General features: G+C 72.3%; 20 protein-coding genes and 1 pseudogene. 10 read left to right on the top strand and 11 right to left on the bottom strand.

What is annotated here, in order from left to right:
* Positions 1-180 precede the first annotated feature (180 nt).
* The 4 genes from WME76_RS05565 to WME76_RS05550 form a co-directional block, all read right to left on the bottom strand.
* A complete protein-coding gene (locus WME76_RS05565) occupies positions 181-1,149 on the bottom strand; it encodes an NAD-dependent epimerase/dehydratase family protein (RefSeq protein ID WP_437959148.1) in 969 nt (322 codons plus the stop codon).
* Positions 1,150-1,251: 102 nt separating this feature from the next.
* Positions 1,252-1,632, bottom strand: coding sequence for a hypothetical protein (locus WME76_RS05560; protein ID WP_437959147.1), 381 nt, complete (start codon positions 1,630-1,632; stop codon positions 1,252-1,254).
* Between the two features lie 292 nt (positions 1,633-1,924).
* Positions 1,925-2,896, bottom strand: a complete 972-nt coding sequence (locus tag WME76_RS05555; RefSeq protein ID WP_437959146.1) for an alpha/beta fold hydrolase — start codon at positions 2,894-2,896, stop codon at positions 1,925-1,927.
* Positions 2,897-3,052: 156 nt separating this feature from the next.
* On the bottom strand, positions 3,053-3,754 hold the full coding sequence (locus WME76_RS05550) for a GH12 family glycosyl hydrolase domain-containing protein (RefSeq protein WP_437959145.1): 702 nt from the start codon (positions 3,752-3,754) through the stop codon (positions 3,053-3,055).
* Positions 3,755-3,797: 43 nt separating this feature from the next.
* Between WME76_RS05550 and WME76_RS05545 the strand changes: the two genes are divergently transcribed.
* Complete coding sequence (locus WME76_RS05545) at positions 3,798-4,157, top strand: hypothetical protein (RefSeq protein ID WP_437959144.1); 360 nt, start codon at positions 3,798-3,800, stop codon at positions 4,155-4,157.
* 182 nt (positions 4,158-4,339) lie between these two features.
* Here the strand turns inward: WME76_RS05545 and WME76_RS05540 are convergent, their stop codons facing one another.
* Positions 4,340-4,999, bottom strand: coding sequence for an aspartate/glutamate racemase family protein (locus tag WME76_RS05540; RefSeq protein ID WP_437959143.1), 660 nt, complete (start codon positions 4,997-4,999; stop codon positions 4,340-4,342).
* Between the two features lie 134 nt (positions 5,000-5,133).
* Positions 5,134-6,555: an AAA family ATPase gene (locus WME76_RS05535; protein ID WP_437959142.1), complete on the bottom strand. Its 1,422-nt coding sequence runs from the start codon at positions 6,553-6,555 to the stop codon at positions 5,134-5,136.
* A 428-nt stretch (positions 6,556-6,983) separates the two neighbouring features.
* Here WME76_RS05535 and WME76_RS05530 point away from each other — a divergent pair.
* A pseudogene (locus tag WME76_RS05530) lies at positions 6,984-7,102 on the top strand (glutathione S-transferase family protein); the annotation flags it as partial.
* Here WME76_RS05530 and WME76_RS05525 read toward each other — a convergent pair.
* Positions 7,095-8,078, bottom strand: a complete 984-nt coding sequence (locus WME76_RS05525) for an AraC family transcriptional regulator (protein WP_437959141.1) — start codon at positions 8,076-8,078, stop codon at positions 7,095-7,097. The pseudogene WME76_RS05530 and the gene WME76_RS05525 sit on opposite strands and share 8 nt — an antisense overlap.
* 139 nt (positions 8,079-8,217) lie before the next feature.
* Here WME76_RS05525 and WME76_RS05520 point away from each other — a divergent pair, with 139 nt between their 5' ends.
* Entirely contained in the window at positions 8,218-9,159 is a 942-nt protein-coding gene (locus WME76_RS05520; RefSeq protein ID WP_437959140.1) for a quinone oxidoreductase family protein, read from the top strand.
* A 113-nt stretch (positions 9,160-9,272) separates the two neighbouring features.
* On the opposite strand, the gene WME76_RS05515 is transcribed toward WME76_RS05520, so the two are convergent.
* Positions 9,273-11,096 (bottom strand): FG-GAP-like repeat-containing protein, encoded by a 1,824-nt coding sequence (locus WME76_RS05515; RefSeq protein ID WP_437959139.1) that lies wholly within the window; start codon positions 11,094-11,096, stop codon positions 9,273-9,275.
* A 152-nt stretch (positions 11,097-11,248) separates the two neighbouring features.
* Positions 11,249-12,661: an L-serine ammonia-lyase gene (locus WME76_RS05510; protein ID WP_437959138.1), complete on the bottom strand. Its 1,413-nt coding sequence runs from the start codon at positions 12,659-12,661 to the stop codon at positions 11,249-11,251.
* A gap of 193 nt (positions 12,662-12,854) precedes the next feature.
* Between WME76_RS05510 and WME76_RS05505 the strand changes: the two genes are divergently transcribed.
* The 5 genes from WME76_RS05505 (at position 12,855) to WME76_RS05485 (ending at position 18,392) form a co-directional block, all read left to right on the top strand.
* On the top strand, positions 12,855-13,634 hold the full coding sequence (locus WME76_RS05505; RefSeq protein WP_437959137.1) for an OmpA family protein: 780 nt from the start codon (positions 12,855-12,857) through the stop codon (positions 13,632-13,634).
* An 88-nt stretch (positions 13,635-13,722) separates the two neighbouring features.
* Entirely contained in the window at positions 13,723-14,244 is a 522-nt protein-coding gene (locus WME76_RS05500) for a 2'-5' RNA ligase family protein (RefSeq protein WP_437959136.1), read from the top strand.
* A gap of 153 nt (positions 14,245-14,397) precedes the next feature.
* Positions 14,398-16,101, top strand: a complete 1,704-nt coding sequence (locus tag WME76_RS05495) for a serine/threonine-protein kinase (protein ID WP_437959135.1) — start codon at positions 14,398-14,400, stop codon at positions 16,099-16,101.
* A gap of 87 nt (positions 16,102-16,188) precedes the next feature.
* The gene (locus WME76_RS05490; RefSeq protein ID WP_437959134.1) at positions 16,189-17,244 is read left to right on the top strand and encodes a hypothetical protein; all 1,056 of its coding nucleotides are present in this window, start codon (positions 16,189-16,191) and stop codon (positions 17,242-17,244) included.
* Positions 17,241-18,392 (top strand): hypothetical protein, encoded by a 1,152-nt coding sequence (locus tag WME76_RS05485; RefSeq protein ID WP_437959133.1) that lies wholly within the window; start codon positions 17,241-17,243, stop codon positions 18,390-18,392. Before WME76_RS05490 ends, WME76_RS05485 begins: the two co-directional genes overlap by 4 nt.
* 27 nt (positions 18,393-18,419) lie before the next feature.
* Here the strand turns inward: WME76_RS05485 and WME76_RS05480 are convergent, their stop codons facing one another.
* Complete coding sequence (locus tag WME76_RS05480) at positions 18,420-21,779, bottom strand: hypothetical protein (RefSeq protein ID WP_437959132.1); 3,360 nt, start codon at positions 21,777-21,779, stop codon at positions 18,420-18,422.
* 118 nt (positions 21,780-21,897) lie between these two features.
* Here WME76_RS05480 and WME76_RS05475 point away from each other — a divergent pair, with 118 nt between their 5' ends.
* Entirely contained in the window at positions 21,898-22,341 is a 444-nt protein-coding gene (locus tag WME76_RS05475; protein WP_437959131.1) for a helix-turn-helix transcriptional regulator, read from the top strand.
* Between the two features lie 57 nt (positions 22,342-22,398).
* Positions 22,399-22,785, top strand: coding sequence for a VOC family protein (locus WME76_RS05470; protein ID WP_437959130.1), 387 nt, complete (start codon positions 22,399-22,401; stop codon positions 22,783-22,785).
* 369 nt (positions 22,786-23,154) lie between these two features.
* On the opposite strand, the gene WME76_RS05465 is transcribed toward WME76_RS05470, so the two are convergent.
* A complete protein-coding gene (locus WME76_RS05465) occupies positions 23,155-26,430 on the bottom strand; it encodes a TIR domain-containing protein (RefSeq protein WP_437959129.1) in 3,276 nt (1,091 codons plus the stop codon).
* Positions 26,431-26,481 lie beyond the last annotated feature (51 nt).

The following is a 26,481-nucleotide window of genomic DNA, read 5'->3' as shown; positions in this document are numbered from 1 at the left end:
GGCATGAGCTCACCACTTTACCAGCAGCGTGGCAGACGTGCGCGCGCCGAGACACGCCACGAAGCCGCCGCGCGTGCCCCTGCCCACGTCGAGCGCGGCGCGCGACACGCGAGCGGGCGGCCGCGCTCCAGCGGATACCGTCGCTGTGCGCCGCCAGGCCGCCTGGCCGCGGGCTCCCTGTCAGCGCGCCGCCGAGAGCGCCGCCAAGCCCTCGTCCACGCCGAGGACGGGGGCATACCCGAGCTCGGCGCGGGCGCGGTCGGTCCGCACGGTCACGGTGCGCGACATCATGGCGACGGCGAAGCGGGTCATCGGCGGCGCCCGGCGGACGCCGAGGAGGCGCCACGCCCCCTCGAGCGCCGTCGCGAGCGGGAGGGCGACGGCGCTCGGCACGCTGCGCCCGGGCAGCTCCACGCCCTGCGTGCGCGCCAGCGCGCTCAGGAACTCGCGCATCGAGCGCGCACCGTCGTCCGCGACGAAATACGCGCGCCCGCCCTGGCCGCGCTCCAGCGCGAGCAGCAGCGCGTGCACCAGGTTCGCGACGTGGGTGGTCGACGTCCGCGCGCGTCCGCCGTCGATCCAGGCGAAGCTCCCCTCCCGCGCCATGCGCAGCACCAGGGGCAGCACGGTCGCGTCCCGCGGGCCCCAGACGAGGCGCGGGCGGATGGACACGGTGGTCATGCCGCCGGGGTCGTTCGCGGCGAGCGCGCGCCGCTCCGCCTCGGCCTTCGTCTCCGGGTACAGGAAGCGCGGCTTCTCCGGGTACGGGTGCGTCTCGTCGACCTCGACGAGATCGTGGCCGTCGAAGAGCGCCGCCTCGGTGCCGACGTGGACGAGCCGGCGCACCCCGGCCGCGCGCGCCGCCTCGATCACACGCGCCGTGCCCTCCACGTTGGCCTCCCAGAACTGCGCGCGCGTCCCCCACTCCTCGACGTACGCGGCGCAATGCACCGCGGCCTCGGCGCCCGCCAGGTCCTCGGCCTTGAGCGTCCCGAGGTCGGCGGCGACCGGCGTCGCGCCGTACCGCCGCGCCACGTCGGCGCTCTTCGCGGAGCGAGCCAGCGCGCTCACCTCGTGGCCGGCGCGCACGAGCCCCTCGATGAGGTGGCCTCCGATGAACCCCGAGCCCCCTGTGACGAAGACCTTCATGGCGGCACGGTGCCCGCTGTCCCACCGGATGTCCAATGCGGCCGGCGGCGGCGCCCGGGGCCGGACGGGCCCACGGTTCGACGCAGTCGCCGGCGGCGCCGGTCAAGGCACCGGCTCGTACTCGAAGGTGGCTGTCGCACCACCGGTCGCGTCATACGAATCCCCCAGCACCCGGAGCCGGTAGAGCGCAGCGTGCTCGGCGTCCCACACCAGCAGCCCCAGCCCGATGCTGTTCGCCTCGTCGCTCTCATGGATCGTTGTCCCGCTCAGGTAGGCGATCGGGGCCCAGCTCGAGCAGCCATCCACGTCGGTCGGGATGTCCGCCAGCGCCGCGAAGGACGTTCCTCTCTCACAGATCGACTCGGCCGCGGCCGACCGGAGAGAGATCACCATCGCCCACTGGACACCGAGGTCTCCCGAATCCGACACGGTCCCGTCGGCAAGGCGCACGTGATCGCCGGTCCCGACGGTCAGCGACGTCAAGGTGACCGTCCTTGGCCACGCGCCTGGCTCGGACGATGCTGCCGAGCCCGGGCCGTCCCCTGCGATCGCGGGCTCTCCGCACCCCACCGTCATCGCCACGAGCGCGACGCACGCTCCAGCGCACAGCCGCCCAGCGTATGCCGCCACCCAAGGTCTCATCGCGGGAACGTAGCGTAGCCGACGGCCAACCCGCCATGTCAAGGATCCGGCACGAACGAACAGGCGACTCGAGGAGCGCGCTGGCAGCGCCGCCGCGCAGGCCCGCGCGACGGCTGCTCGGGGGCGGCGTGGATCAGCCGAGGAAGCTGAGGACGTCGTCGTTGAACTTCTCCGGGTTCTCCAGCCACATGAAGTGGCTGCCCCCCTCTTCTGCGCTGAAGACGATGAGCTCGGCGCCGGGGATCTGGTCGGCGACCCACTCCTGGGAGATGGGGCTGAAGAGGCTCGCCTCGCCTCCGACGACGAGGGTGGGCACGTCGATCCGCGGGATCACGTCCCTCCAGTCCTGCGAGGCCTGGTTCACGAGCAGCGTGGCGGCGTGCTCGCGCGGGAGCTTCAGGTTCTGCTCGATGACCGCGGCGAGCTTGTCTGCCGGGTAGCCGGGGCTGAAGAGGCTGGCCACGAGGCCCTGGGTCGTGGCGAGCCCGCCCGGCCCGCGCAGCGCGGCGGCCGTGTCGTGGAGCGACTGCGGGGTGAAGATCGCCCCCGCCTCGAGCTTCTCCTCGTCGGACCAGTCGGGCCAGGCCGTCATCGCGGGCCCCACGTCGACCAGGATCAGGCGATCCAGATAGCGTCCCCCGTAGCTGTCCCAGTAGCTGTAAAGCGCGCCGCACCCCATCGAGTGCCCGAGGGCGGTGACGTGCTTGAGCCTCATCCCGCGGAGGAACTCGAAGAGATCCCTGCTGAATCGCGCGATGCGGTAGCCGTGGTCGACCTTCTCCGAGTCGCCGTGCCCTCGCCAGTCGAGCACGAAGACGTGATGATGTCGCGCGAAGGCGAGGATCTGCGCCCTGTACATCGCCGCCGACTGGGACCACCCCGGCAAGAGGAGCAGCGGCCTGCCTCTCCCCGCCTCCAGGTAATTGAGCGCGACCCCGTCCGTCGTCGTGAACGTCCCGGAGCGAATGCGCGGCGCGGCAGACGCCTCTCCACCGAGCAAATGCGCGGCGGCCAGCCCCGCGCCGAGGCCCACGGCCTGCTTCAACACCTGGCGACGGGTACGGCTCGCGCTGGACGGATGTGCTCCTTGCTTCTTGTCGCTCATGACTCTCGATCTCCACTGCATGCCGCGCGAGCGTGAGGTTGCCCTCGGACGCAGCGCGGCAACTGCCAAAAGGAAGCGTCTCGACGCGACCGCATTGGCCGTCGTAAGTGACGTCGACCCCTCGCGCCTGCGCGGGTCAGTGCACGTCAGTCCACGTCAGTTCACGTCAACGTAGAAGTCGAGGCTCTTCAGGTTCGTGATCGGGCCTTCCCAGATCTCGAAGCCGACGGCGACCGCGTTCACCTGGTCGCCGGGCACGCTGAGGCCGCGCGTCTGCGCGTCGCGCACGAAGTCCATCACGTCGAACTCGATCTCGTAGCTGTCGTTCCCCTCGGCGCGCACCCAGTTCACGATCGGCAGGCCGTTCACCATGCCGTTCCAGATGTTCCACGTGCCGGGGACGTTCGCGACCGTCACGCCCTGATGCGCGGGGTTCGGCTGCCCGGCGGGCTGGTAGCTCGGCGGATCGCGCAGCCACACCATGAGGTAGCCCTGGAGCCGCGTGCCGTTGCCCATCCAGATGTCGTACGCGGCGTTGTACTCGCCCTCGTTGCCGTTCTTGGCCCAGCGCCAGCCGGTGCGCAGGCTCGTGATCGATCCGCTCGGCGCCGGCAGGCCGCAGTCTGGCACCTCCATCACCGAGTAGCGGCCGCAAAAGACGGTCGGGTACGAGGCGGGCTGCCCCATCGAGCCGGCCGCGCCGCTCATGCTCTCCACCGTGAACGACGTGCCTTCCCACGAGACGGTGTGGCTGTCGAAGCCGGGGCCCCAGCCGTTGGTGATGAGCACGTACGGCGTGTCGTCGCGCGAGACGAGGCCCGTCTCGTACCGCTCGCTCGATCTGCCGGAGCCCTCCATGGTGCCATTGCCGAGCTCGGAGCCCGGGTTCGCGGTCCCACCGGTGCCGCTGCTGCTGCTCGCGCTGCCGCCGCCCGTTCCTGCCGTGGTGCTGGTGCTGCTGCTCGCGCCGCTGGTGCTGCCGCTGGTCGCGCCGGTGCCGCCCGTGGTCGAGCCGCCGCTGCTGGCCGCGCCGCCGCCCGTCGAGCTGCTCGCGCTCGGCAGCCCGCCGGATCCCCCCGAACCGCCGGTGCCGGCGTCGTCGGAAGATCCAGAGCAACCGGCGGCGAGGGTCGCCGTCAACGTGAGCAGTGCCAAGGACCCGGGCAAGGAAAGCGCTCTCATGGGGGGAACATACCACCTGGACACCGGCGCACGGCGGCGCGTGGTGCCGCCGTGCGCGAGAAAACAGCGCGCGAGTTGAACAATTGAAGCAACAGCGATGGCGTCACAGCTCGGCTCCAAAAGTGTGGCACGCGCCGAATCGCGAGCTTCACGGACTGGACGTCGCTCGTCAGAGAGGCGCTCGATCGGTGGCTCACCGATCTTCATCGATGCCCCGAGCCGCAGACTCCCGGGCTCGCCACCGAGGACGTGACATGACGGCTACGCCAGCGCGCGGTACGCCCGGATGGCCGCCTCGAGCCCCGGACGTGGGCTGCTGAAGACGGGGACAGGCAGGTCGAGGCACGAGGCGGCGGCGTCGGCCATGGAGGCCTGCGCCAGGACGATCGCGTCGGCCGTCGGCGCCGCCTCGCGCAGCCTCGCGGCGATCGCCCGGCGATAGCCCGCGTGATCGCCGCGCTCGAAGTGCGGCCATGCGTCCTCGAAGAGCGCCTCGGTGATCGCGAGGGTCCTCCCGGCCTGATGGGCCACCTCGAGGAGGAGCTCGCGCGTCGGGGCGATGGTGCTGGCCAGCGTCGCGGCGACGAGGATGCGCCCCCCTGCGGCGACGGCGCGCTCCGCCATCGCGCGATCGACGCGGAGGACCGGATGGCCGGCCGACCGGCCGGCGCGCTCGGCGCACCCGCCGATCGTCGAGCAGGTGCAGAGGACCACGGCGGAGCCACCGGCCATGGCGCTCAGGATCGCCTGATCGATGCGGCGAGTCACCTCGGGGGTGAGGCCCGAGGCGCGGGCGTCGCGCAGGAGGTCCTCGTCCACCACGTGCCTCGCGGGGATCGTCGGGGCCATCTCGGCCAGCAGCCCATCGAAGGTGGCGATGTGCACGGGCGATGTGTGCAAGAAGGTGAGCGTCTTCGTCATGGGCAGGCTCTCTGCGCGGCGCGCATCCTTCTATTTCCCCTGATCTCCTGGCGCCCTCGGCGCCATGGCGGTTCGCTCACCGGACTGACCTCCCGCAGCAGGGCTCGTATGCGCCGGCGGGCGGCTGGGCGTGATCACGAGGGGCGGTGGGCCTGCGCGCCGAGGAGGCTCCGGGTGAGCGGCCCGCCGTCGACGAGGAGCTCGTGCAGCGCCTCCTTGAGGTCCTCCTCGCCGACCGCCGTGCCGCGCCCCGCGTCGGCCGCGAACAGCGCCGCCCGCCTCAGGAGCTCGCGGATGAACGCCGCGCTCACCCCCTCGGTCCGCGCGATGAGCGGCGCGAGGTCGTCGCCCCTGAGCGAGAGGCCGCGGCCGTAGAGCGCGAGCAGCCGCCGCCGGCAGTCGGCGTCCGGCAGCGGGACCTCCACGGCGAGATCGATCCGCCCCGGCCGCGCCGCCAGCGCCGGCTCCAGGGCCTGCGGGCGGTTGGTGGTCAAGAGGAAGATCACGTCGGTGTCCTCGGCGAGGCCGTCCATCTGGTTCAGGAGATCGAAGAGCAGCGGCGAGCGACAGCTCGAGTCCGTGCTCTCGCGGTCCTGGGCGATGATATCGACGTCCTCGAGCACCAGGAGCGACGGCTGGAGCGACCGCGCCATCGCGCAGGCCTCCTTGAGGAGCTTCACCCCGAGGCCGGTGAGGAGCAGGGTGGTGCGCTCCTGCATCTGGCTCGCCAGGTACATCGCGGTGAGGGTCTTGCCGGTGCCCGGGGGCCCGTAGAGGAGCAGCCCGCGCTTCAGGTGTCGCCCCGAGGCGAGCAGGGACTCTCTGTGCCGGGAGAAGCCGATGGTCGACCGCTCGAGCCGCGCGAGCAGCGCCTCGGGCAGGATGAGCGATTCGCGCGCGATCCGCGGGAGGCTCTGGAGCTCGATCTTGGTCGCGGCCGGGAACATGTCGGTGGCCTCGCTCAGGGTGACCACGCGGCCGCGGTAGACGTTGAGCCGGCGCATCGAGACGCGGAGCTCGGCGAGGAGGCGCTGGGCGCGCTCGTTGTCCCTCGCCATCACCTCGACGGTGAGCTGCTGGCGCCGGAACCCGGCGTCGTTCGGGCCGCGCACCAGCAGCGCGAAGCGCTCGTCCCCGTGGCCGAGGAGGTAGATGCCGCCGGCGACGCAGGCGAGGACGCGCTCCTCGTCGAGGCGGACGTTGCGGTACTGCACGGGCCCCAGCGAGGGCGGCGCCCCGCCGACACCGGGTATCGCCGGAGGCGGCGAGACGAGATCGGGGAGGCTCACCCCGCGGAACATGTCGCCGCCGGAGACGCCGAGCAGCTCGGAGGTGAACCCGCCGTCGCGGAGGTGGGTCTCGATGGCGAGCTGGAAGTTCGGGTGGTCCGAGGGCGGGAACTCCTCGGCGACGACCGGGAGGGCGCGGGGATCGGCGCCGAAGTGCCCGCGGAGGCGGCCGAGGAAGAACGGCTCCTGTACCGCCTGGGCCGCGGCCAGCGCGCCCATCAGATCCGTGAGGGAAGGAGTGGGGTTCTGGGGCTTGTCGTTTTCCATGATCTTGTCGCCAGCGTGGGGTGGACAATACCAGACGAGCGGGTGAGCTCGTTGGACTTGTTGGTTCTGGTCAGTGATCTGGGAATTGTACTTTGGACGTCATGAAAGCCGCGAGTCATCCCGGAACCGAGCAGTGTTCCAGGCGCGCCGAGGAGCCCTGCTGTTGCAGGGACACGAGGAGCAACGACGCGATGCGACCGACATCGGCTGCCTGGCGGCGGGAGCTTCTGTTCGGTGCTCTTGATGCCGCCACGGGGATCGATCCTTCAAACAAACTGCCCGCTCGACCACCTCATGCCGAATGATGGTGGTGTGGCGAATATTTCTCATACGGCGCGGTCGGAGGCCACGGACGCCGCCCTCCGTGCTACCCTCCAGCGCCCGAGCGACGGCCACCATGCCCGACGAGATCTGCCCTCGGAGCTGCGCCGGTGGATCTCGCGCCTCATCCCAGCATACTCGCCTATCTTCAGCGCATCGGTGCGCGGCCCGCGTATCGGCGGGCGATGGCCAAAGGCACCCGGACCTGACGCCCATGCTCACCTGAAGCCGGGTCGACGCCCGCTCGCTGACGACGAGGTCGCGTCCCTCTTCGAGCCGACGAAGGTCTCCTCGGATCCGGCTCGGGCGTATCGCCTCGGGGAGATGCCCATGACGCGCTTGAACGCCGTGTTGAACGCGTGCTCGGATTCATAGCCGAGCGACCCCGCGATTCGCGCCAGCGTGTCACGACCGTGGATGAGCTTTTCTCCCGCCAGCATCATCCTCCAGCGCGTGAGATAGGCGATCGGCGTCTCCCCGACCCGCTCGCGAAAGCGCTCGGCGAAGATCGAACGCGACATACCGGCCCGCGCGGCCAGCTCCTGCAAGGTCCATGGAAACGCTGGATCCGCGTGTATCGCCCCGAGCGCCGCGCTCAGCTGAGGATCGGCGAGGGCGGCAAACCATCCAACGTCGTCGTGGGAACGCTCGGACAGATACAGGCGAAGCGCTTGCACCAGCATCATGTGGGCAAGCTGTTGCGCCACCAGCGACGAGCCTGGCCGGGCCTCCCGCAGCTCCTCCATCATGAGCTCGATGGACCATCTCAGCCTGGCGCGATCGCCCGAAGTCTCGACGTGCATGAGAGGTGGCATCGTCTGGAGCAGCACCTCGGCGTGCCGGCCGTTCACTTCGAAGCGACTGCCGACCAGAAACACGTCGCCGCCGCCGTTGTAGGTGACGACCTCGCCGCTGCGGTTGGGGTCGAGCACCTCGCTCGCCCGTTTCGGCTCGACGCCCAGATCGCTGCCGATGGTCACGGGCCGTCCGCTGGGCAGGACGAAGCAGTCTCCTGACTGGAGCCGCACTGGCGCGTCCATGCCTTGCATGGCCAGCCAGCAGGTGCCCTTGATGACGGCATAGCACTTGATGCGGCCAGCCAGGTCATCGAGCGTGAGCGCCCATGCCCCGCCGGCGTCAAAGCCCGCAGTGATGTAGCTGTGAGGCTTCAGCAGGGAGAGAACCTCGGAAAGCGGATCCATGCACTCCTTGGACGATCGCTGGACGATCGCGAACAAAATGCCGACTTTCTAGCATGGATCGTCCCGATCACCCGGTCTACACAAAAGTGACAGGTCTCCGCGAGGGGATCCCCAGGACATCTCTCTGGAGTGAAACAGCATGAAAGCTGCAGTCGTGAATTCATTCGGCGTTCCGCCATCGTTCCAGGATTTTCGTGAGCCAGAGGCCGGCGACGGCGAAGCCGTGGTCACGGTGCACGCCGCCGCGCTCAGCCCGATCGTGAAGGGCCTGGCCTCGGGCAGGCACTATGCGAGCGGCGCGTCCGCTGGATTCGTGCCGGGAGTCGACGGCGTCGGGATCGACGGAGCGGGGCGCCGCGTCTACTTCCTGTTCCCGAAGGCGCCCTTCGGCTCCATGGCGGAGAAGTCGCTCGTCGCGAGCCACATGATGGTGCCGGTACCCGAGAATCTGTCCAGCGAGCGCGCGGCGGCCGTCGCCACGGCGGGGCTGGCGTCGTGGATCGCGCTTTCAAGGCGGGCCAGGCTTCAGGCGGGTGAAACGGTGCTGGTCATCGGCGCGACAGGCTCTGCGGGAAGCATGGCGCTCCAGACCGCCCGATACCTCGGCGCGAGCAAGGTCATCGCGGTCGGTCGTGATGAGGCGAAGCTCGAGCGTCTGACCGCAGACGTGAAGGTCGCCCTGAACGATGACGCGGACAGCGCGTTACGCGCGCAGTTCGACCAAGGGGTCGACGTCGTGCTCGACTTCGTCTGGGGCGAGCCCGCCCTTCGCGTCCTGAGGGCTGCGACCAAGGACCGCGGCTCTCGAGCCGGCGAGCCGCGCTTACGCTACGTGCAGCTCGGCACCGTGGCAGGCGATGAGATCCCTGTCCGCGGCGACATGCTGCGCAGCACGGGTCTGGAGCTGATCGGAAGCGGCATCGGCAGCGTGGCCGTCAAAGAACTCCTGGCCGGCGCTGGCGAATTGCTTGCAGCCGCTCCTGCTGCCGGGTTCGACGCGTCGTTCACCCGCTTGCCGCTGCGAGCCGTGGTCGATGCCTGGAACGGGGCCCCCGACGTTCGCTACATCCTCGTGCCCTGACATCGAGTCGTCGGGGGCGCATGCTCGGCGCGGGGGAGCTGCGCCGGGCTGCGCGGCCGACCTTGCGCCCTCGTGGAACGGCCCTGGCCGCGCGCCGCGATCGCGCTGCGCAGCTACGGCGACACCGCCGAGCCGAATTTCTCGGTGCTGTCGCCGCCTGCGCCGGCGAGGGAGGCCTGCGGGTCATCGCTGAGGTTGCCGCCGAGGAACACGCGCATGCTCGGGCCCCTGGCGAACCCCACGACGATGTCACCGAGCCCATCGCGGTTGAAGTCGCCGGCGCGCGAGATGCGCGTCCCCGCCTTGTCGCCGGACCGCCCGATGCTCGCGGCGTCCGGCTCCGCGTCGGGGCGCGCGCTGCCGCGGTACACATACAACTTGCCGCCCGGGTAGATCTCGGGCGCGCCCACGAGCATCTCGGCGAAGCCATCGCCGTCCAGGTCCCCCGAGGACACCGCCTGTCCGAAACGATCGGACGAACCTTCCCCCTGGAGCATCAGATCGGCCGTCGTCTCGAACGCCCCTCCCGGTCCGCCGAGAAACAGGGAGGCCGTGCTGCTCGTCGGATCGCCCACGAGCAAGTCGGCGAACCCGTCTCCGTCGACGTCCCCCGCGCTCACCGATCGTCCGAACTCGCCCTCGCCGACGAGCAGGCCCTCAGGTACGGTATCGATCGGGCCGGACGAGCCGAAATGCACGTAGACGCGGTGGCCGCCAGGCGCTCCGACAGCGATGTCCGAGAAGCCGTCACCATTGAAGTCTGCCGACGCGAGCGATGCGCCGAACGCGCTCGAGTCTTGCACCCCCACGAATTTGGCGTCTGCAGCGGGATCGAGGCTCCCGGCTCCGCCCAGCAGCACGTAGGCGCTCCCGGGCTCGCCCCCGTCGTACCCGCTTCCTGGCGTGCCGATCACCAGATCGGCGTAGCCATCTGCATTGATGTCGCCCGAGGTCAGCGCGGCGCCAAACAGGCGGTCTTTCATCCTGACAGGCTCGTTGATCGGCTGGACCGGGGGCCACGTCCCTGGATCGGCCGAGCTCCCGGGCATCACGAGGACCAGGCCTCTGAAATCGGCGTGAGACGACCCCCCGAGCACGGCGTCGGCGAAGCCATCCCCGTTCACGTCGGCGGTCGCAAGGGCGTCTCCCACGTGGGCCGTCTCGATGGGCCGACGTTCCAGGTTGAGACCGACCAGCACGCCATCCGCCTTCGCGTCGAAGCCGTCGCCCATTCCACCCAGAAAGACGTAAGCGCCTCCGCAAGGGTAGTAGCCCTCGAACTCCGGGGGCAGGAAATCGCTCGCCCCCACGAGGACGTCGTCGGCCCCGTCGCCGTTCAGGTCGTGGTGACCCCGCCCCACGTTGATCCATCGCACGGCCGACGGCTCGGAGCAGGCGCCCTCGGCGCACGCGCGGACTCGCCAGTAGACGCGGCTGCCCACGGGGGGCGCCGCGGAGCCTTCGAGGTCGGCGTCCGGCTGCCAGCGCGTCGCCGCCGTCGTCGCCGCGTCGACGCCCGCGGCGAACGACGGGTCCTGGCTGAGCTCGATGGTGTACTCGACGCCGCCTCCGTCAGGCGCTCTCGACGGCTCCCAGACGAAGGTGGGTCTCCGGGAGCCGGGCACGAGCATGGATCCGACAGCGCTGTCCTGCACCGGCAACCGCGGCACCGGCGTCGTGGGCGCGTTCGGGTCGCCGGCGCCGCCGCTGCCGCCGCTGCCGCCGGCTCCGCCGCTGCCGCCGGCTCCACCGCTCCCGCCGGCTCCCCCGTTGCCGCCCACTCCACCGCTGCCGCCGGCGCCGCCGCTGCCGCCGGCTCCACCGCTCCCGCCGGTGCCCGACCCCGGGTCCAGGGTCACGTCCTCGATCCCGAGGAGATCGGCACAGCCGAGAAAGAGCGTCGCGAGCGCGACGGCCGGGAGGAAAGAGCTCCGCATTCCATGAATTCTAAGCGAACGGCGAAACGCTCACAAGGCGAGCGCAGCGGGCCGAGCGCGGCGGGCCCGGCAGCGTCACGCGCGAGGCGCCACGGCTCGCCAGCAAGATCGCGCCGCGACTGGCGCGCTTCGCCCTTGCCTGACGCGCGACGCTAGCACTCCGGCAGGTGGACCCCGACCTCGAGCGGCACCTCGACCACGTTCACCGCGAGACCGCCGCGCGCCGTCTCCTTGTACTTCGACTCCATGTCTGCCCCGGTGTCGCGCATCGTCTTGATCACCTTGTCGAGGCTCACGAAGTGCGCCCCGTCCCCGTGCAGCGCCATGCGCGCGGCGCTGATCGCCTTGATCGCCGCCATCGCGTTGCGCTCGATGCACGGCACCTGGACGAGCCCGCCCACCGGATCGCACGTGAGCCCGAGGTTGTGCTCCATCGCGATCTCGGCCGCGTTCTCCACCTGCGCCGGCGTGCCGCCCAGCCCCTCGGCCAGCGCGCCCGCGGCCATCGAGCACGCGGAGCCCACCTCGCCCTGACACCCCACCTCCGCGCCGCTGATCGACGCGTTCTCCTTGTAAAGAATGCCTATCGCGCCCGCCGTCAGCAGGAACCGGAGGACGCCCTCGTCCGTCGACGTCGGCACGAAGCGCCGGTAATAGTGCAGGACCGCCGGGATGATGCCCGCCGCGCCGTTGGTCGGCGCCGTCACGACGCGGCCCCCGGCGGCGTTCTCCTCGCTCACCGCGAGCGCGTAGAGGCTCACCCAGTCGATCGCCGTCAGCGGATCCCGCAGGCCCGCCTCGGGGCTCTCGATGAGCTTGCGGTACAGGGCCGGGGCGCGGCGCGTCACCTTGAGGCCGCCGGGCAGCACGCCCTCGGTCCGGAAGCCGCGCTGCACGCACGCCTGCATCACCTCCCAGATCCGCAGGAGCCCCGCCCGGATCTCCGCCTCGGGGCGGAAGACCTTCTCGTTCTCCAGCATGACCTGGCTGATCGACAGGCCGCTCGCCGCGCACACCGCGAGCAGCTCCGCCGCGCTGTGGAACGGATACGGCAGCGGCGTCCTGTCCTCCCCGATCGGACTCTCGCCCTTCGCCGCGGCCTCGTTCACCACGAAGCCGCCGCCCACCGAGTAATACACGCGCGCCCGCAGCGGCGCGCCCTCCTGGTCGAGCGCCGTGAAGCGCATGCCGTTTGGGTGAAACGGCAGACTCCGGTGCAGGAACGCGAGGTGCCCTTTCACCTCGAAGCCGATCTCGCGCCGGGAGAGCAGGGAGAGGCGGCCGCTCCGCCGCACGCCGTCGACGATCTCGCCCGCGCGCTCGACGTCCACGCCGTCCGGCGTCTCGCCCAGGAGCCCGAGGATCACCGCCTTGTCGCTGCCGTGGCCGCGGCCGGTCGCGCCGAGCGAGCCGAACAGCTCCACCTGGACCGCCGCGACGCGGTCGAGCAGCCCCGCCTCGTCGAGATCCACCGCGAACATGCGCGCCGCGCGCATCGGACCGACCGTGTGCGAGCTGCTCGGGCCGATGCCGATCTTGAAGAGATCGAAAATGGTAACCGCCATGTGCCCTGGAGCGCCGTGATTCCCGTGTGATTCCCGCGTGATTCCCGCCGGATGACCCCTCGACGCCCGCGGACACTACGGGATCCCGCGCGCGCCCGCCACCGCGGCACGCGTCGCTGTGACGCCGGTCGCCCGGTGGTATACTCGTCCCTGTCTTCCCTCACTTCCCTCCCCTCCCGCGATGAGGTCCTCCATGCGCCATCTCCCGGCCCTGCTCCTCGCCGCCTCCCTGCTCGCCCCCGCCGCCGCGCGGGGCGACGGCCCCGCGCCCGCGCCGGGCGCCCAGGCCAGGCCCGCGCTGGAGGTGACCATCGATCGCTCCAGGGTCGACCTCAAGGGCCGCCAGATCGAGGTCAAGCTGTCGCGCGCCGCGAGCAAGGTGCGCATCAAGGTCCTCGGCCAGTCGGGCGCCGTCCTCGCCGAGGAGGAGAAGCCGTTCAGCGGGGCCGCCGCCGGCACGCCGCTCGTCGTGACGTGGTCGCCGTCGAGCGACGAGACCGTCGGGCGCATCGAGGTGTACGGCCACGACACCGAGGGCTACTGGGCCGGGATCGCGATCATCCCGTGGAACGTGAGCATCCCCCACGAGGAGGTGCAGTTCGAGACCAACTCCGACGTCATCCGCGCCCCCGAGGTGCCCAAGCTGGAGGCGAGCCTCCAGCGCATCTCCGAGGTGGCGGCGAAGGCCCGGGAGCTCGGCAAGATCACCCTGTTCATCGTCGGCCACACGGACACGGTCGGCGGCGTCGAGCACAACCTCGCGCTCTCGCGGCGGCGCGCCCGCTCCATCGCCGCGTGGTTCAAGGGCCGCGGCCTGAAGCTCCCCGTCGCGTACGAGGGGCTCGGCGAGTCGTCGCCGATCGTGAAGACCGCCGACCAGGTGGACGAGCCGCGCAACCGCCGCGTCGATTACATCCTGTCGATCGAGCCGCCGAAGCTGCCGTCGGGCGAGGCGTCCTGGAAATCGCTCTGACTCCCGACGAGACGCTCTCCAGAGCCCTCGCCGCCAGGCAGCGCGGCGGCTTGCACGCGGGGCCCGGCGGCGCAAGAGGACATCGACGATGGAGCAAGAGAAGGCGTTCGCTCTCTGGCTCGTCCCCGGCGGAGAGCCGCGCGCGCGGCTGCAGGAGCTCATCGAGGCGCTCGCCCGGGAGACCGGCGGGCCGGCGTTCGCGCCGCACCTCACCCTGCTCGGCGGGCTGCGCGGCGACGGCGGCGACCTCGCCGCGAAGCTCCGCAGCCTCGGCGCGCACCATCCGATCGCGCTGGAGGCGCGGGACCCGGCGACCGGGAGCGCCTACCACCAGTGCGTGTTCGTCGACGTCGCGCCGACCGAGCCGCTCGCGGCCCTGCGCCGCGCGGCCGCGACCGCGCTCGGCGCGCGCGAGACCGCCTTTCGCCCGCACGTGAGCCTCGTGTACGGCGACATGCCGGCCGATCGCCGAGAGGCGCTCGCCGCCGACCCGCGGGTCCTCGCGCTCGCGGGCGAGGCGTGGCGGGCAGAGCGGCTCGAGCTGTGGGCCGTGGAGGGCGAGGCCGAGCGCTGGCGCTGCATCGACGGCATCGCGCTGGTGAGCCCGTGAGCACGCCGCCAGCACCAGCGCCAGGCTCGCCCACGATGTGTCCAGCGACACGGTTTGGTCGTGGCAGAAAAATCCACAGGCCTCTTACGTCCGGATCGCAGGATGCCGCTCTCCGAAGTAGGTGCGCCCCCGGATCTCGGCTAGCCTAGGACCATGGCGGCTCCCGTTGCTGTGGGCGATGTGCTGGCGGGCAAGTACCGCGTGGAGCAGATCGTGGGCGCAGGTGCGATGGGCATGATCGTCGCCGCGTGGCACCTGGAGCTCGATCAGCGCGTCGCGATGAAGTTCCTGCACTCGCCCGGCACCGACACCGGCGGCGGCGACCCTGCGGAGCGGTTCCGGCGCGAGGCGCGGGCGCTGGCCAGGATCAAGAGCGAGCACGTGGCGCGCGTCCTCGACGTCGGCTCGCTCCAGGCCGGGCTGCCCTACATGGTGATGGAGTTCCTGGACGGGAACAACCTCTCGGACGAGATCCGCGCGCGGGGCCAGCTGCCCGTGATGGAGTCGGTCGGGTACATGCTCCAGGCGATCGAGGCGATGGCCGAGGCGCACGCCGCCGGCATCGTCCACCGCGATCTCAAGCCGGCGAACCTGTTCCTCGCGCGCCGACCCGACGGGGAGCGGATCATCAAGGTCCTCGATTTCGGGATCTCCAAGGCGCTGCTCGGCATCTCGCGCGAAGAGCTGTCTTTGACCAAGACAGCGACCCTCCTCGGCTCGCCGCTCTACATGTCTCCCGAGCAGGTGCGCTCTGCCCGGGAGGTCGACGCCCGCGCGGACATCTGGTCTCTCGGCGTCATCTTCTACGAGATGCTGACCGGGCGGACTCCGTACAACGGCGACTCCGTTCCTCAGCTCTTCTCCGCGCTGCTCTACGAGTCGCCCTTCACGGTCGCCCAGATCCGCCCCGACGTCCCGCACGACCTCGACGCCGCGGTGATGCACTGCCTCGCCAAGGAGCGCGAGCAGCGGTGGAGGAACGTCGGAGACCTCGCCGCCGCGCTGCTCGCGTTCGGCCCCCCCGGGAGCCACGTGCACGCCGAGCGGGCGCGCCGCGTGCTCGGGCTCCAGGACGCCGGCGGGTCGCGGCCGAGCCTCCAGAGCCAGCCCAGCCTGCCGCCCGGCGCGATGCACGGGAGCGCGCACGCCGCCGGAGCGCGCCTGTCCGCGCCGCACATCCAGTCGCACGGGGGCCCGCACACCGCCGGAGCGCGCGTGTCCATGGCGCCCGGCGGGACGCAGGGGGGCGCGCACGCCGCCGCCGCCGGAGCGCGCCCGTCCGTGCCGCACGGCGCGCCGTCGCCCGCTTCGGCCGCGGAGACGGGCCCCACGGTCAACTCGTGGAGCAACACGGGCCAGCTCCCGCGCGCAGGACGCAAGGGCGCGGCGATCGGGATCGCCCTCGCCGGCAGCGCCACCCTCGCCGCCGTCGCGATCGCCGCCGTGCTCCTCCTGCGCTCCGGGCCGCCGGCCGGCGGCGAACAGCCCGCGGCGCCCGCGGCGGAGCTGCCCCCCGGGACCGCGGCGCCGGGCCCGGCGCGCGGGGCTGCTCCCGAGCCTGAGAAGCCCGCTGCGGCCGAACCGACCGCGCCCGCAGCGACCGCCGGCGCGAGCGCGCCCGAGGCGACCGCCGGCGCGACCGCGGCCGAGGCGACCGGCGGCGCGACCGCGGCGCCGCCCGCGGCATCGAGCGCGAGCGCGCGGCCGCCGGCCGCGTCAGCGACCCCGGGCGCGGCGCCCGCGGGCCAGCCGGGCACGCCGGCGACGCGGCCCGCCGAGCGCCCGCAGCCGGGCCCGGCAGCGCGCCCGGAGCCGCGTCGAGACAACGAGATCAGCGACTTCGGCGGGCGGCGCTGAGCGAGGCGCGCGCGACGCCGATCAACAGCACGAGGGCAACGGCCCTCGGGCCCTGTCGTGGCCAGCTTGGAGGAGAGTACGGGACGAATGAAACGTCATCAGCGATGCATCGCACGCCGCGCCAGCCTGGGGCTGTGCGCGGCGTTGATCTCCGGGGCGATCCCCGCGTGGGCGGAGCCGAGCGCCGCCGAGAAGGCCACGGCAGAGGCGCTCTTCGACGCGGCGCTCGATCTGATGAAGAAAGGGCGCAACGAGGAGGCGTGCCCGAGGCTGGAGCAGAGCCACCGCATCGATCCGGGCATAGGCACGCTCCTCTACCTGGCCGAGTGTTACGAGAAGACAGGCCGCACCGCGAGCGCCTGGGCGACGTTCCGGCAGGCGATGTCGGAGTCGCAGGCCGCCGGACAGGGCGATCGCGCCCGCAAGGCGCAGGCGCGCGCGGCCCGGCTGGAGCCGGGCCTGTCGAAGCTCACCATCGACGTCGGGCCGGAGGCGCTGGCCATCGAGGGGCTCACGGTGAGCGTCGCCGGCAAGGCCCTCGAGCGGCCGCTGTTCGGGATCGCGATCCCGCGGGATCCGGGCGAGATCGCGATCGAGGCGAGCGCCCCGGGCCACGAGACATGGAAGACGACCGTGAAGCTCGGGGCCACCGGCGCCGCGGAGAGCGTCAAGGTACCGCCGCTCACGCGGCTCAGCGTGGCGTCGAGCGAGCCCGGCGCGCCGGCGCCCAGCGCCGAGGAGGGCCCCGCGCCGGCGCCCGCGCCCGCGCGAGGCGCCGCGGCGCCGGCGGAGTCCGGCGGCGACACGACGCGCCTGATCGGCCTCGTCGTGGGCGGCGCGGGCGTTGTGGGGCTCGGCGTCGGGACGTTCTTCGGGGTGAGGGCGATCTCGAAGAACGGCGAGGCGGAGGACTACTGCAAGGGCGGCGCGACGTGCGAGGATCCGCGCGGCGTCACGCTGACCAACGAGGCCAGCAGCGCCGCCACCGCCTCGAACATCGCGTTCGGGCTCGGGACGGCCGCCGTGATCGGCGGCGCCGTCCTGTACTTCGTCGTCGCCCCCAGGCAGACCTCGCGCGTCCAGGTGGGGCCGATGGTGGACGGGCGCAACGTCGGGCTGCTCGTGGGAGGGACGTTCGAATGAGGCGCATGACAGGGCTCCTGTCGCTGATCCTGCTCGCTCCGCTGACGGCCGCGACGTGGCTCGGCTGCCACGCGATCGCGGGCATCGAGGACCGCACCTACGTCGATCCAGGGCAGGAGCCGGAGCCCACCGAGGTGAGCGAGCAGTGCGCGGCGTACTGCGCCGCCGTGATGGAGAACTGCACCGCCGAGCACCAGGTCTACTCGACGGTGGACACCTGCCACGGCGTGTGCGCCCTGCTGGAGCCGGGCGACCCGCTCGAGCCGGTGGACAACACGGTCGCCTGCCGCGCCCACCAGGCGGAGCTCGCGGGGCGCACCGGCGAGGTCGCTGTGCACTGCCCGCCGGCGGGCCCGGGCGGCGCCGGCGTCTGCGGGAGCAACTGCGAGAGCTACTGCACGCTGCGGGCCGGCGCGTGCACGGCCGAGCTCGACTCGCACGAGCAGTGCGTCGCCATGTGCGCGGGGCTCACGGACGCCGACATGTTCGACGTCATCGAGAACCACGAGGGCGACACGCTGCAGTGCCGCCTCGTGCACGTGAGCTCCGCGAGCGTGGACCCGGAGGAGCACTGCAAGCACTCGAGCCTGATGCCGGTGGAGCCGTGCGTCGAGCCGGCGGGGACCGAGCCGGACTGCGAGGGCTTCTGCCAGGTCGTGATGACCTCGTGCACGGCCGAGCTGGCCGTCTACGAGTCCGAGGCGCAGTGCCTCGCCGTCTGCGGTGCGCTCCCCCCCGGCGGCGTGGAGGACCGGGAAGAGAACACCGTGGGCTGCCGCAAGTACCACGCCTACAGCGCGATGCTGGCGCCGACCGCCCACTGCCCGCACACGGGGCCGGGCGGCGACGGCCATTGCGGGTCCGCCGACGAGCCGGACACGGGCCTGACGGGCAACTGCGAGTCGTACTGCATGCTGCTCACCACGGCCTGCAGCGAGTACCTCGGCGAGTCGTTCCCGGACCCGGCCACGTGCGAGTCCGAGTGCACCTTGCTGCCGGGAGCGGCCCGCGACTCCGGCTACTCCGTCGCGAGCGCCGAGGAGGGGGGCAACACGCTCGCCTGCCGGCTGTTCCACGTCAGCCGTGCGCTCGAGCTCGCCGACCCGGAGGAGTGCCTCGCCGCGATCGGCGAGAGCCCGTGCCAGTGAAGGTCCGATCCCCCGCCGCGCGCCGCCTCACGGCGGCGTGACGAACGACGCCGGCCCCGCCACGGCGGGGGACGGGTCCTTCCGGTAGCGCTCGGCGAGCAGCGCGCGGCGCTCCGCCGTCCAGCCGTTCTTCGGGGACGCCGCCTGCACGAGCGCCTCCAGCGCGAGCCGCCGCAGCCGCGGATCCTTGCTCTCCCGCAGCTCCTGCTCGAGCAGCGACGGGTGCACGCAGGCGTGCACCGCGGCCATCGCCGCGACCATCGCGTCGTGGTGCAGCAGGTCCCGCCGCCCGAGCTCGGTGAGCGCCTGCCCGAGCTCGCGCCACTGGAGCAGACGCGCCGCGAGCCCGAGGTACTGCGGCACGGCCAGGGCGTCCTGCTTCAGCGCGGCGAGCAGCCCCTGGCCGACGGCCAGGTGGTGCTGCGGGGCATACGCGCCGAGGCGCGCCGAGAGCACGGGCAGGAACGCCACGAGGTGGCGGCGCCTCGGCGAGAGCTCCTCGAGGCGCTGGACGACGCGGCGCACCTCGCCCGGCTGCATCCGGGCGAGCGCGGCGGCGAGCGCCTCGGCCGCCTCCTCCGGCGCGGCCGCGCCCATGTGCCCGAGCAGCCTGTCGAAGAGCGCGCGCTTCTCGTCCCGGAGCGGCAGGTGCGCGGCGCGCCGCAGCAGATCCAGCCGCGCCTCGGGCTCCGCCCGGCCGAGGATCGCGGCGAGCAGCCCGACCACGCGCTGCTCGGCCTCGGCCGACAGCCTGCCGAGCGGGATGTCCGCGAGCTTCGAGGCGACGATCCAGTCGGGATCCTCGACGGCGCGCGCGAAGACGTCCCAGGTCTCGGGCCGGTCGAGGTGGTCCCAGAGCGCGCGGAGCAGCGCGATCCGCACGTCGCGGTGGGCCTTCGGGGTGTCGAGCCGGAGCAGGTCCCGGTAGGCGTCCTCGCCGCCCATCTCGCCGAGCAGGCGCACGACCTCCTTGGCCACGGTCACCTTCGTTGTCGGCACCGCCCGGAGCTCCGCGAGCACCCGCTGCCGCGTCATCTCGGCGAACACCTTCCGGAGCGCGTAGATGGCCCACCGCGCGCGATCGTCGCCCAGGCACTCGATCAGCACGGGCACGCCCTGGCCGGCGTCGAGCCACGGCAGGCCGCGGACGGCCATCTCGCGCACGGGCTGCCGCGGGTCCGAGGCGAACGGGGTGAACGCGGACGCGTCGGCGTAGGCGAGCCGGATCAGCGTCGAGACCGCGAACCGCTGCGTGGGGACGTCGCACGTCTCGTCCTCGAGCAGCGCGCGGAGGCTGGCCGCGTACCGCTCTTGCTGCCTCGCCGTCCAGCGGCCGTGGCCCGCGCCGAAATCGACGACCCAGTGGGTCCGGCCGGTCGCGAACCTGCCGGTCATGGGCTGGGCCTCCAGGAGCGGATCCAGGAGGTCCTGGCGCTTCCGGCTCACGTGCCGGGCGACGACGCCGACAAGGACGAAGCTCCTGTCGTCGCGCAGGAGCGCGGGCACGAGCCGGGCGAACCGCGGCCGATCGTGGAGGCTCAGCAGGCCCAGCGCCGCGATCGCGACGCCGAGGAACGGGAGCTCGCGGGAGAGCCGCTCCAGCGCCTCGAGCAGCGGCGGCACGACCTTGAGGCGGACGCCGAGGCTCTGCGCGAGCAGGAGCACCGCCGCGGCGCGCTCGCGGGTGCACCAGAGATCCGCGAGCTGCGCGAGCGCCGGGGTGAGCCGCTCGGCCTCCGCCCGCGTCAGCCCGTCCCCGAGCCCCGCCGTCGAGACGGCGCCGCGCGCGGCGAGGATCTTCGCGAGCCAGCGCGCCCCCCACGCCCCGTCGAGGCGGAACAGCTTCACCACGAGCCGCTCCACGGCCGAGGCCGTGGCCTGCGACAGGTCCGCGGCGTCGAGCGCGTCCTGCACGACGGCGCCCGCGGCCTCGAGGTGCTCCGGCCCGAACCGGGCGACGGGCAGCGCGGCGAGGGCGCCGATCATCGCCCGCCGCACCGGATCCTGCTCGAACTTGCGGGCGCGCACGGCCGCGAGGGCGTCCGGGAGCGCCCCCCGGTCGTGCGCGACGGTCGCGAGGAGCAGCGCCTGCGCCTTCGCCCGCTCGTCGCCCTCGGGGTGCCCGAGGAACGGCGCGAGCACCTGCCTGGCCTCGGCGAACCCGAGGAGGCGCGCGTAGGTCATCCGCCGCTCCGGCTTGGCGGCGAGCGCGGGGCACTCGGTGAGGTGCCGCCGCGCCTCGCGCTCGCGCAGGTCGCGCGGCAGGACCTCGATCACGTCGGGCGCGATGGTGCCGTCGGAGGCCTGGGCGGCGCAGGACCAGCGCGCGAAGGCCCGCTCGCGGATCGCGTGCTCCCCGGGCGACTCGGCCTTCACGTAGCGGAACAGGAACGCGCCGAACCCCCCGCGCCCGCCGTCGAGGAAGGCCCGCAGGACGGCCTTCTGGTCGTCGGCGCGGAGCCGCAGGAACCACCGCGCGCCCCGCTTGCCGTCGCTCAGCGTGCCCCAGGCGTGGCGGATGAGGTAATCGAGGCGCTCGGCGCCGAGGCCGCGCACCCCCTTGTCGAAGCGCACGACCGCGAAGGCGCCGGGCGGCCGCGCGGGGAGGCCGCTCTCGTGGCGGGCCCGGAGGAGATCGAACGTGGCGGCGGGGCGCGCGCGGGCCAGCACGCGGAGGGGGTCGGCGAGGAACGAGGGCTCCTCGCCGAGCGCAAAGAGGGCCTGGATCAGCGCGACCGCCGCGTCGGGGGCGCGCCGGGCCAGGGAAACGAGCAGCGGGGCGAGGCGGTAGCGCTGCCGGACGTCGAGCGAGCGGGCGCGCGCGATCGCCTCCCCGAACCAGCGCGCCGCGGCCGCGGGGTGCATCGCGGCGAGCCGCGCGAGGCAGCGCGGGCCGCCCGCCTCGTCGATGTCGCGCCGGTGCGACGACGCGAGCTTCTCGGTGCCGAAGGGGAGCAGATCGACGATCGCCGGATCGCGCCCCTGCTGCATGCGCGCAGCGAGGAAGGCGTCCACGACCCCGCGGCGCTTCCGCCGCGCGAGCTGGGCCACGGTGCGCACGAGGGTGCGCCGCGAGAGGAGGGCGCCGAGCGCCTCCAGCGCCTGCGCGTCGTCGCAGAAGCGGGCGACCATGCGGCTCGCGCGCTGCCGCACGGCGCGGGACGGGTCCGAGAGGGCGGCGACGACGCGCGCGCCGTCCCCCGACCCGTACACGGCCATGAGCGCGAGGAGGCGCTCGTACGGCTGAGCGCCGCGCGAGAGCGCGCCGAGGAGGGCCGCGGCGCCGGCGTCGCCGCCCGCGGCGGCGCGGCCCAGCTCCACGGCGCGGCGGACGCGGTCGTGGTGCGTCAGCGGCTCGATCTGGTCGAGGAAGGAAGCGGTGTCCATGGGCGGCGATCATACCGCCCCGGGGCGCGGGGCTCGCAAGGCGGGAGCACCGCGCCTGCGGCGCGCCGGCAGGGTCGCTTGAGCCAGCCGCCGCGGGGCTCTATCGTGGTTCCAGGCGATGCTGCTGGGACACGTGGCGCTGAGGAACCTCTGCCGGGCGCGGGATCTGCTGTCCGACGTGCGCGAATCGAGGCTGTCGATCGAGGAGGTGGCGAGGGAGGTGGCGATCTCGCCTTATCACTTCATCCGGCAGTTCGAGGCCGTGTTCGGCGCGACCCCGCACCAGTATCGCATCCAGCGGCGCCTCGATCTGGCGAAGCAGCTCCTGGCGGCCGGGCACCACTCGGTGACCGACGTGTGCATGGAGGTCGGGTTCTCGAGCCTCGGCAGCTTCAGCGCGCTGTTCGCGCAGCGGATCGGCATGCCGCCGTCGGCGTACCGGCGGCGCGCGCGCGCGCTGGTCCAGGTGCCGGGGAGGCTCCCGTGGGAGCTCGTGCCCGGTTGTCTCACCCTGATGGGCCGGCTGCCGCCCGGTGCGTTTCGCAGTTTTCGAGAAGCGTGAGCCGGGCGCTCCTGGCAGAGTCGGCCTCGGACCATTCACCCAGCGAGGCGATCGTCGATGAGGATCAAGCTCAACAGCATCATGGTCGAGGACCAGGACCGAGCGCTCAAGTTCTACACGGAGGTGCTCGGTTTCAAGAAGAAGCACGACATCCCGCTCGGAGAGTACCGCTGGATCACGGTGGTCTCGCCGGAGGGCCCTGATGACGTGGAGCTCGTGCTGGAGCCGAACGCCAACCCGGCGTCGAAGACGTACCAGCAGGCGTTGTTCGCGCAGGGGATCCCGCTCACGGCGTTCGAGGTGGAGGATCTCAAGGCCGAGTTCGCGCGCCTCAAGGAGCGTCAGGTCGCGTTCACCAAGGAGCCCACGCCGATGGGCCCGGTGATGATAGCGGTGCTCTCGGACACCTGTGGGAACCTGATCCAGCTTTATCAGCCGCTCTGATACCGCCTCTCCCCCCTTTCGTCTCCCTTCCTATCTGCACCACCTCTAGCTGCTCCACGCGGTCGAACCGCCCCCGGGGCATCGATCTCGCCCGTGGGAGGGCGGTCGAACCGCCCCCGGGGCATCGATCTCGCCCGTGGGAGGGCGGTCGAACCGCCCCAGCGGCACCGAGCTCGCTCGTGGAAGGCGGGTCGAACTGCAGCTGATGCTCGCGGAGAGCACTCACAGATATCGCCGGACTCCGGTCCGGAGACAGCGGCAATGTCGACCTTGCCGCTTACCCGCTCTTCGTTCCAGCTCGGATTCACGCTGTATTCCTCCACCGAATCGACGTCAGGGGTCCTGAGTTCCCGCAAGCGCCTCGCTTGACTACCCACACGTGTCGCGGCCCCCGAACGCCCCGGTCCGGCGGAGCAGCTCGGCGCGGACGCCCTCGGCGGTGAGCCATCCGAGCCCGCACCGGGCGAGCTGCTCGAGGAAGCCCGCGAGCTCCACCTCACCCCACACCGGCGCGCCGGAGCGCGTGACCTTGTCGGGGCCGAGCGGCACGTGGCGCGCGAGGAAAGCGTCCGCCAGGCCGTCAGCGTCCGGGGACCACAGAGCTGGAGCCGCCGGCTCCTGCGCCCAGTCGAGCTCCAGTATCTGGACGAATCCGCCGTCTCCGGCGACGATCCCTGTCCGCGCGTCCGCCGATACCGCGACCGCGGTCGGGACCCCAGGATGGCGCAACGAGCCTACCTCGCGCGCGGATCGCAGATCCCAGAGCTGGACTTCGCCCCCCGCGCGGCAGGAGACAGCGAGCGCGCCGTCCAGTGTCATAGCGACATCGCGAACGGCGTCCCCTGATCCCGCGAGGGTCGCGCGCTTCTCCGCGCGAAGGACATCCCAGATCACGAGCGCTCCGGATGAATGACCCGTCAACAACCGGCTGCCGTCCGGTGACAGCGCAAGGACGCTCAGCTCGCATTCCAGATCGAGCCTGCGCACATCCCATCGAGGGACATGCCAGACCAGCGCCACATGGCCCTTGCCCGTCGCCAGGAGCTGCCCATCTTCGCTGAAGCTCGGCCGGACCCGCGCGTCGATGGACGTGTCGCGGAGCTCGCGCCGCACGAACCCGGGCAGGACGTTCATGAGGCGGACAGCCCCGGGCGATGCGACCGCGACAAGGCGGGCGTCGGGCGTCATCGCCAGCGCGCCTGCCGAGCTCCGCTCGGAGCCGGCGTGCTCGCCGGTCACGGTGTTCCACCATGTGATTCCATCGGCCGCCAGCACGCCGTCGGCCGACAGCGCGATGCCGCCGCCGCAGGAGCCCGCCACGGGCAGGGTCCGGAGAGGGGCGCCGGAGCTCGGACAGAAGACCTCGATCGGGCCGTCGGAGCCGCGGACGAGCGCCACACGCCCGTCGCGGCCGATCGCAGCGTGATGCACCGGCGCACCTGTTCTGAGCACATGCGCTTCCCGGATCTGCCGGAGCTCTCCGCGGCGCGGGTGTGTGCCCGCACGGGAGAGCGGGGCGAGCACCTGGGCGCGGAGCGCGGCGATCTCGGCTTCATGAGCGGGCAGGGCGGGATCTGCCCGGCTCGCAGCGTGCTCGAGGTGAACCTGCATTGCCGCAAGGGCACGCGGCAGAGCGCCGAGCTCCCTGTGAACACGACCCAGCTCGAGGCTGCCCAGCGCCTCTTCCTCGCGGTCTCCATCTGCGCGCGCCAGGGCGACCCGCTGTTCGAACGCAGAGATGGCCTCATGCAACCTGCCCTGTCCAGCCAGGAAGAGCCCGAGATGGCCGAGCGCGCGGGCCTTGACCCCGGAAGCTCCAAGCCCGCCTGCGACCTGCGTCTGTTCCCGGAGGAGCGCTTCCCACTCGGCTTCGTGTTGCGGCGTGAGCGCATCCGGCGGAATCGCCTCGTAGACGGCGACGGCGCGCGCGATCGCATCCGACCAGCGTGTCCAGTCGCCGCTCCGCTGCGCCGCGACGACCCCGAGCAACCCCTCGACGATCGCGCGCTCGTGGGGGAGCAGGCGCGCCGTCGCGAAGGCGCGTGCGAGAGGGTGTAAACAATAGCTCTGCCCGTCCGCGATCAGGCCGAGCGTTCGAAGCACCTCCGTGCCGCCGGCACCTCCGAGCGCCGTCGCGCGGGCGTCGGAGCGGGCCAAGCGCACGAGGCTCCAGGCCTCGTCGTCGTCGGCGCTGGCCGGGAGCGCGCCGAGACGACACCAGAGATCGCGGATGGACGGCGGGAGGAGATCGAACACGGTCGTCATCACGGCGTCCTCGGGCGTTCGGCTCTCCTGCGCCGCAGAGCGCAACCGGACGAGGAAGTTGCGGGGATTGCCGAGGACGCCCACCTGAAGCACGCTGCGAGCGACACAGAGCGCGAAGGGAGAGCAACCACAGAGCTCGGCCACGCGCTCTACGAGCGACGCGCCGACGTACGGCACGGCCGCCCGCAACAGCGCCGCTGCGTCGCCGAGCGCGAGCGGGCCGAGCTCTCGCTCGTGGGCGCCGGACAGCCCGAGCGACCGCGGAGCGGTGATCAACACGACACCGTCGGTGTCCACCACGAGCGACTCGACCTGAGCGCGATCGCGGGCGTCGTCGAGGAGCAGGACCGGGCGCTCCTCGGTGAGCGCAGCGCGGTAAGCCGTGCTCAGCGCTCGATCGTCGCCGGACCAGCCGACCTCGCGGTCGAGCGCGCGGAGCACGAGCCGCATCGCGTCGAGGGGGGCGAGCGGCGCATCGGTCGATCCCTGGAGGCCGAGCTCGACGTACGGCCCGTGATGGGGCGCGAGCTCCTCGGCGACGCGGCGGGCGAGCGCGGTCTTGCCGACTCCATCCGGTCCGCACAGCACCACCGGCCCGCGTTCGAGGTGCTGGAGCACGTCGAGGAGCTCGGTCTCGCGGCCGATCAGGCCCACGTCGATCTCCAGCCGCGACGACCGCGCCTCGGGACCGGAGGCGGTGCGCTCCAGGTCGGCGGGATCGCTGCGCGACCCGCCCAACCTCATGGCACGGAGGTACTCACCCTCTGCAGGGCCGAGCGCGTCGGAGAAACCGCCGCGCCGGTCCCTGTTGAGGTCATGCATCGAGGGGACGAGTCTCCGCTCGTACTCCGCCTTGAAAGCACGCCCGCCGCGCGGCCGCTCGGCGTCGGGGAGGGAGAGGAGCTCGACCGCGGCCCGGATCCCGCGCGCCACGCTGGCCCACGCCTCGTTCCGGTTGCGCCAGCTCGTGACCGGCTCGCGTCGGAACGGGAGCGGCGTGAGGCCCGCGAAAGGTGCGCTCTCCCAGTCACACGCGTGCACGAGGACAGGGAGCACGACGGCATCGCCGGCGGCGTGCCGCGCGAGCGAGCGCCTCATGTCGCGCTCATAACAGGCCTCGTGCGCCAGGTAGTCGGCGCTCACGAGCAACAGCACGAGCCTCGCGGCGCCCAGGAGCGCGGCGATCTTCGCCGTCTCCTCTCCGGGCTCGACGTGCGCCTGGTGCCACGTCCGGATCAGCCCCTGCCGCTTCATGAGGCTGATGTGCACCTCCAGCCGGGCCCGCTGCCGTTCGTCGGGAGGGGCATAGGAGATGAATACATCGATGGGCGCGGGATCCGCCGAGACGGCCGGCGTTGCAGGATCGCTCTTCGGTGTCACGTCGGGTGTCCCTGCCGGTGTCCGGCCCGCCGCGGCGCCAGACGTCCGCCA

The sequence above is a fragment of the Sorangium sp. So ce119 genome (assembly GCF_051524405.1).
Taxonomy (GTDB): Bacteria; Myxococcota_A; Polyangia; order Polyangiales; family Polyangiaceae; genus Sorangium; species Sorangium cellulosum_G.
The sequence above is the reverse complement of the archived record's forward strand: the minus strand, read 5'-3'. Positions and strand labels throughout refer to the sequence as shown.

Bases quoted from the DNA above. Each gene is read 5' to 3' on its own strand.
- WME76_RS05565 (WP_437959148.1), bottom strand. From the start codon at position 1,149: ATGAAGGTCTTCGTCACAGGGGGCTCGGGGTTCATCGGAGGCCACCTC.
- WME76_RS05555 (WP_437959146.1), bottom strand. From the start codon at position 2,896: ATGAGCGACAAGAAGCAAGGAGCACATCCGTCCAGCGCGAGCCGTACC.
- WME76_RS05550 (WP_437959145.1), bottom strand. From the start codon at position 3,754: ATGGAGGGCTCCGGCAGATCGAGCGAGCGGTACGAGACGGGCCTCGTC.
- WME76_RS05540 (WP_437959143.1), bottom strand. From the start codon at position 4,999: ATGACGAAGACGCTCACCTTCTTGCACACATCGCCCGTGCACATCGCC.
- WME76_RS05535 (WP_437959142.1), bottom strand. From the start codon at position 6,555: ATGGAAAACGACAAGCCCCAGAACCCCACTCCTTCCCTCACGGATCTG.
- WME76_RS05525 (WP_437959141.1), bottom strand. From the start codon at position 8,078: ATGGATCCGCTTTCCGAGGTTCTCTCCCTGCTGAAGCCTCACAGCTAC.
- WME76_RS05520 (WP_437959140.1), top strand. From the start codon at position 8,218: ATGAAAGCTGCAGTCGTGAATTCATTCGGCGTTCCGCCATCGTTCCAG.
- WME76_RS05515 (WP_437959139.1), bottom strand. From the start codon at position 11,096: ATGCGGAGCTCTTTCCTCCCGGCCGTCGCGCTCGCGACGCTCTTTCTC.
- WME76_RS05510 (WP_437959138.1), bottom strand. From the start codon at position 12,661: ATGGCGGTTACCATTTTCGATCTCTTCAAGATCGGCATCGGCCCGAGC.
- WME76_RS05505 (WP_437959137.1), top strand. From the start codon at position 12,855: ATGCGCCATCTCCCGGCCCTGCTCCTCGCCGCCTCCCTGCTCGCCCCC.
- WME76_RS05500 (WP_437959136.1), top strand. From the start codon at position 13,723: ATGGAGCAAGAGAAGGCGTTCGCTCTCTGGCTCGTCCCCGGCGGAGAG.
- WME76_RS05495 (WP_437959135.1), top strand. From the start codon at position 14,398: ATGGCGGCTCCCGTTGCTGTGGGCGATGTGCTGGCGGGCAAGTACCGC.
- WME76_RS05490 (WP_437959134.1), top strand. From the start codon at position 16,189: ATGAAACGTCATCAGCGATGCATCGCACGCCGCGCCAGCCTGGGGCTG.
- WME76_RS05485 (WP_437959133.1), top strand. From the start codon at position 17,241: ATGAGGCGCATGACAGGGCTCCTGTCGCTGATCCTGCTCGCTCCGCTG.
- WME76_RS05480 (WP_437959132.1), bottom strand. From the start codon at position 21,779: ATGGACACCGCTTCCTTCCTCGACCAGATCGAGCCGCTGACGCACCAC.
- WME76_RS05475 (WP_437959131.1), top strand. From the start codon at position 21,898: ATGCTGCTGGGACACGTGGCGCTGAGGAACCTCTGCCGGGCGCGGGAT.
- WME76_RS05470 (WP_437959130.1), top strand. From the start codon at position 22,399: ATGAGGATCAAGCTCAACAGCATCATGGTCGAGGACCAGGACCGAGCG.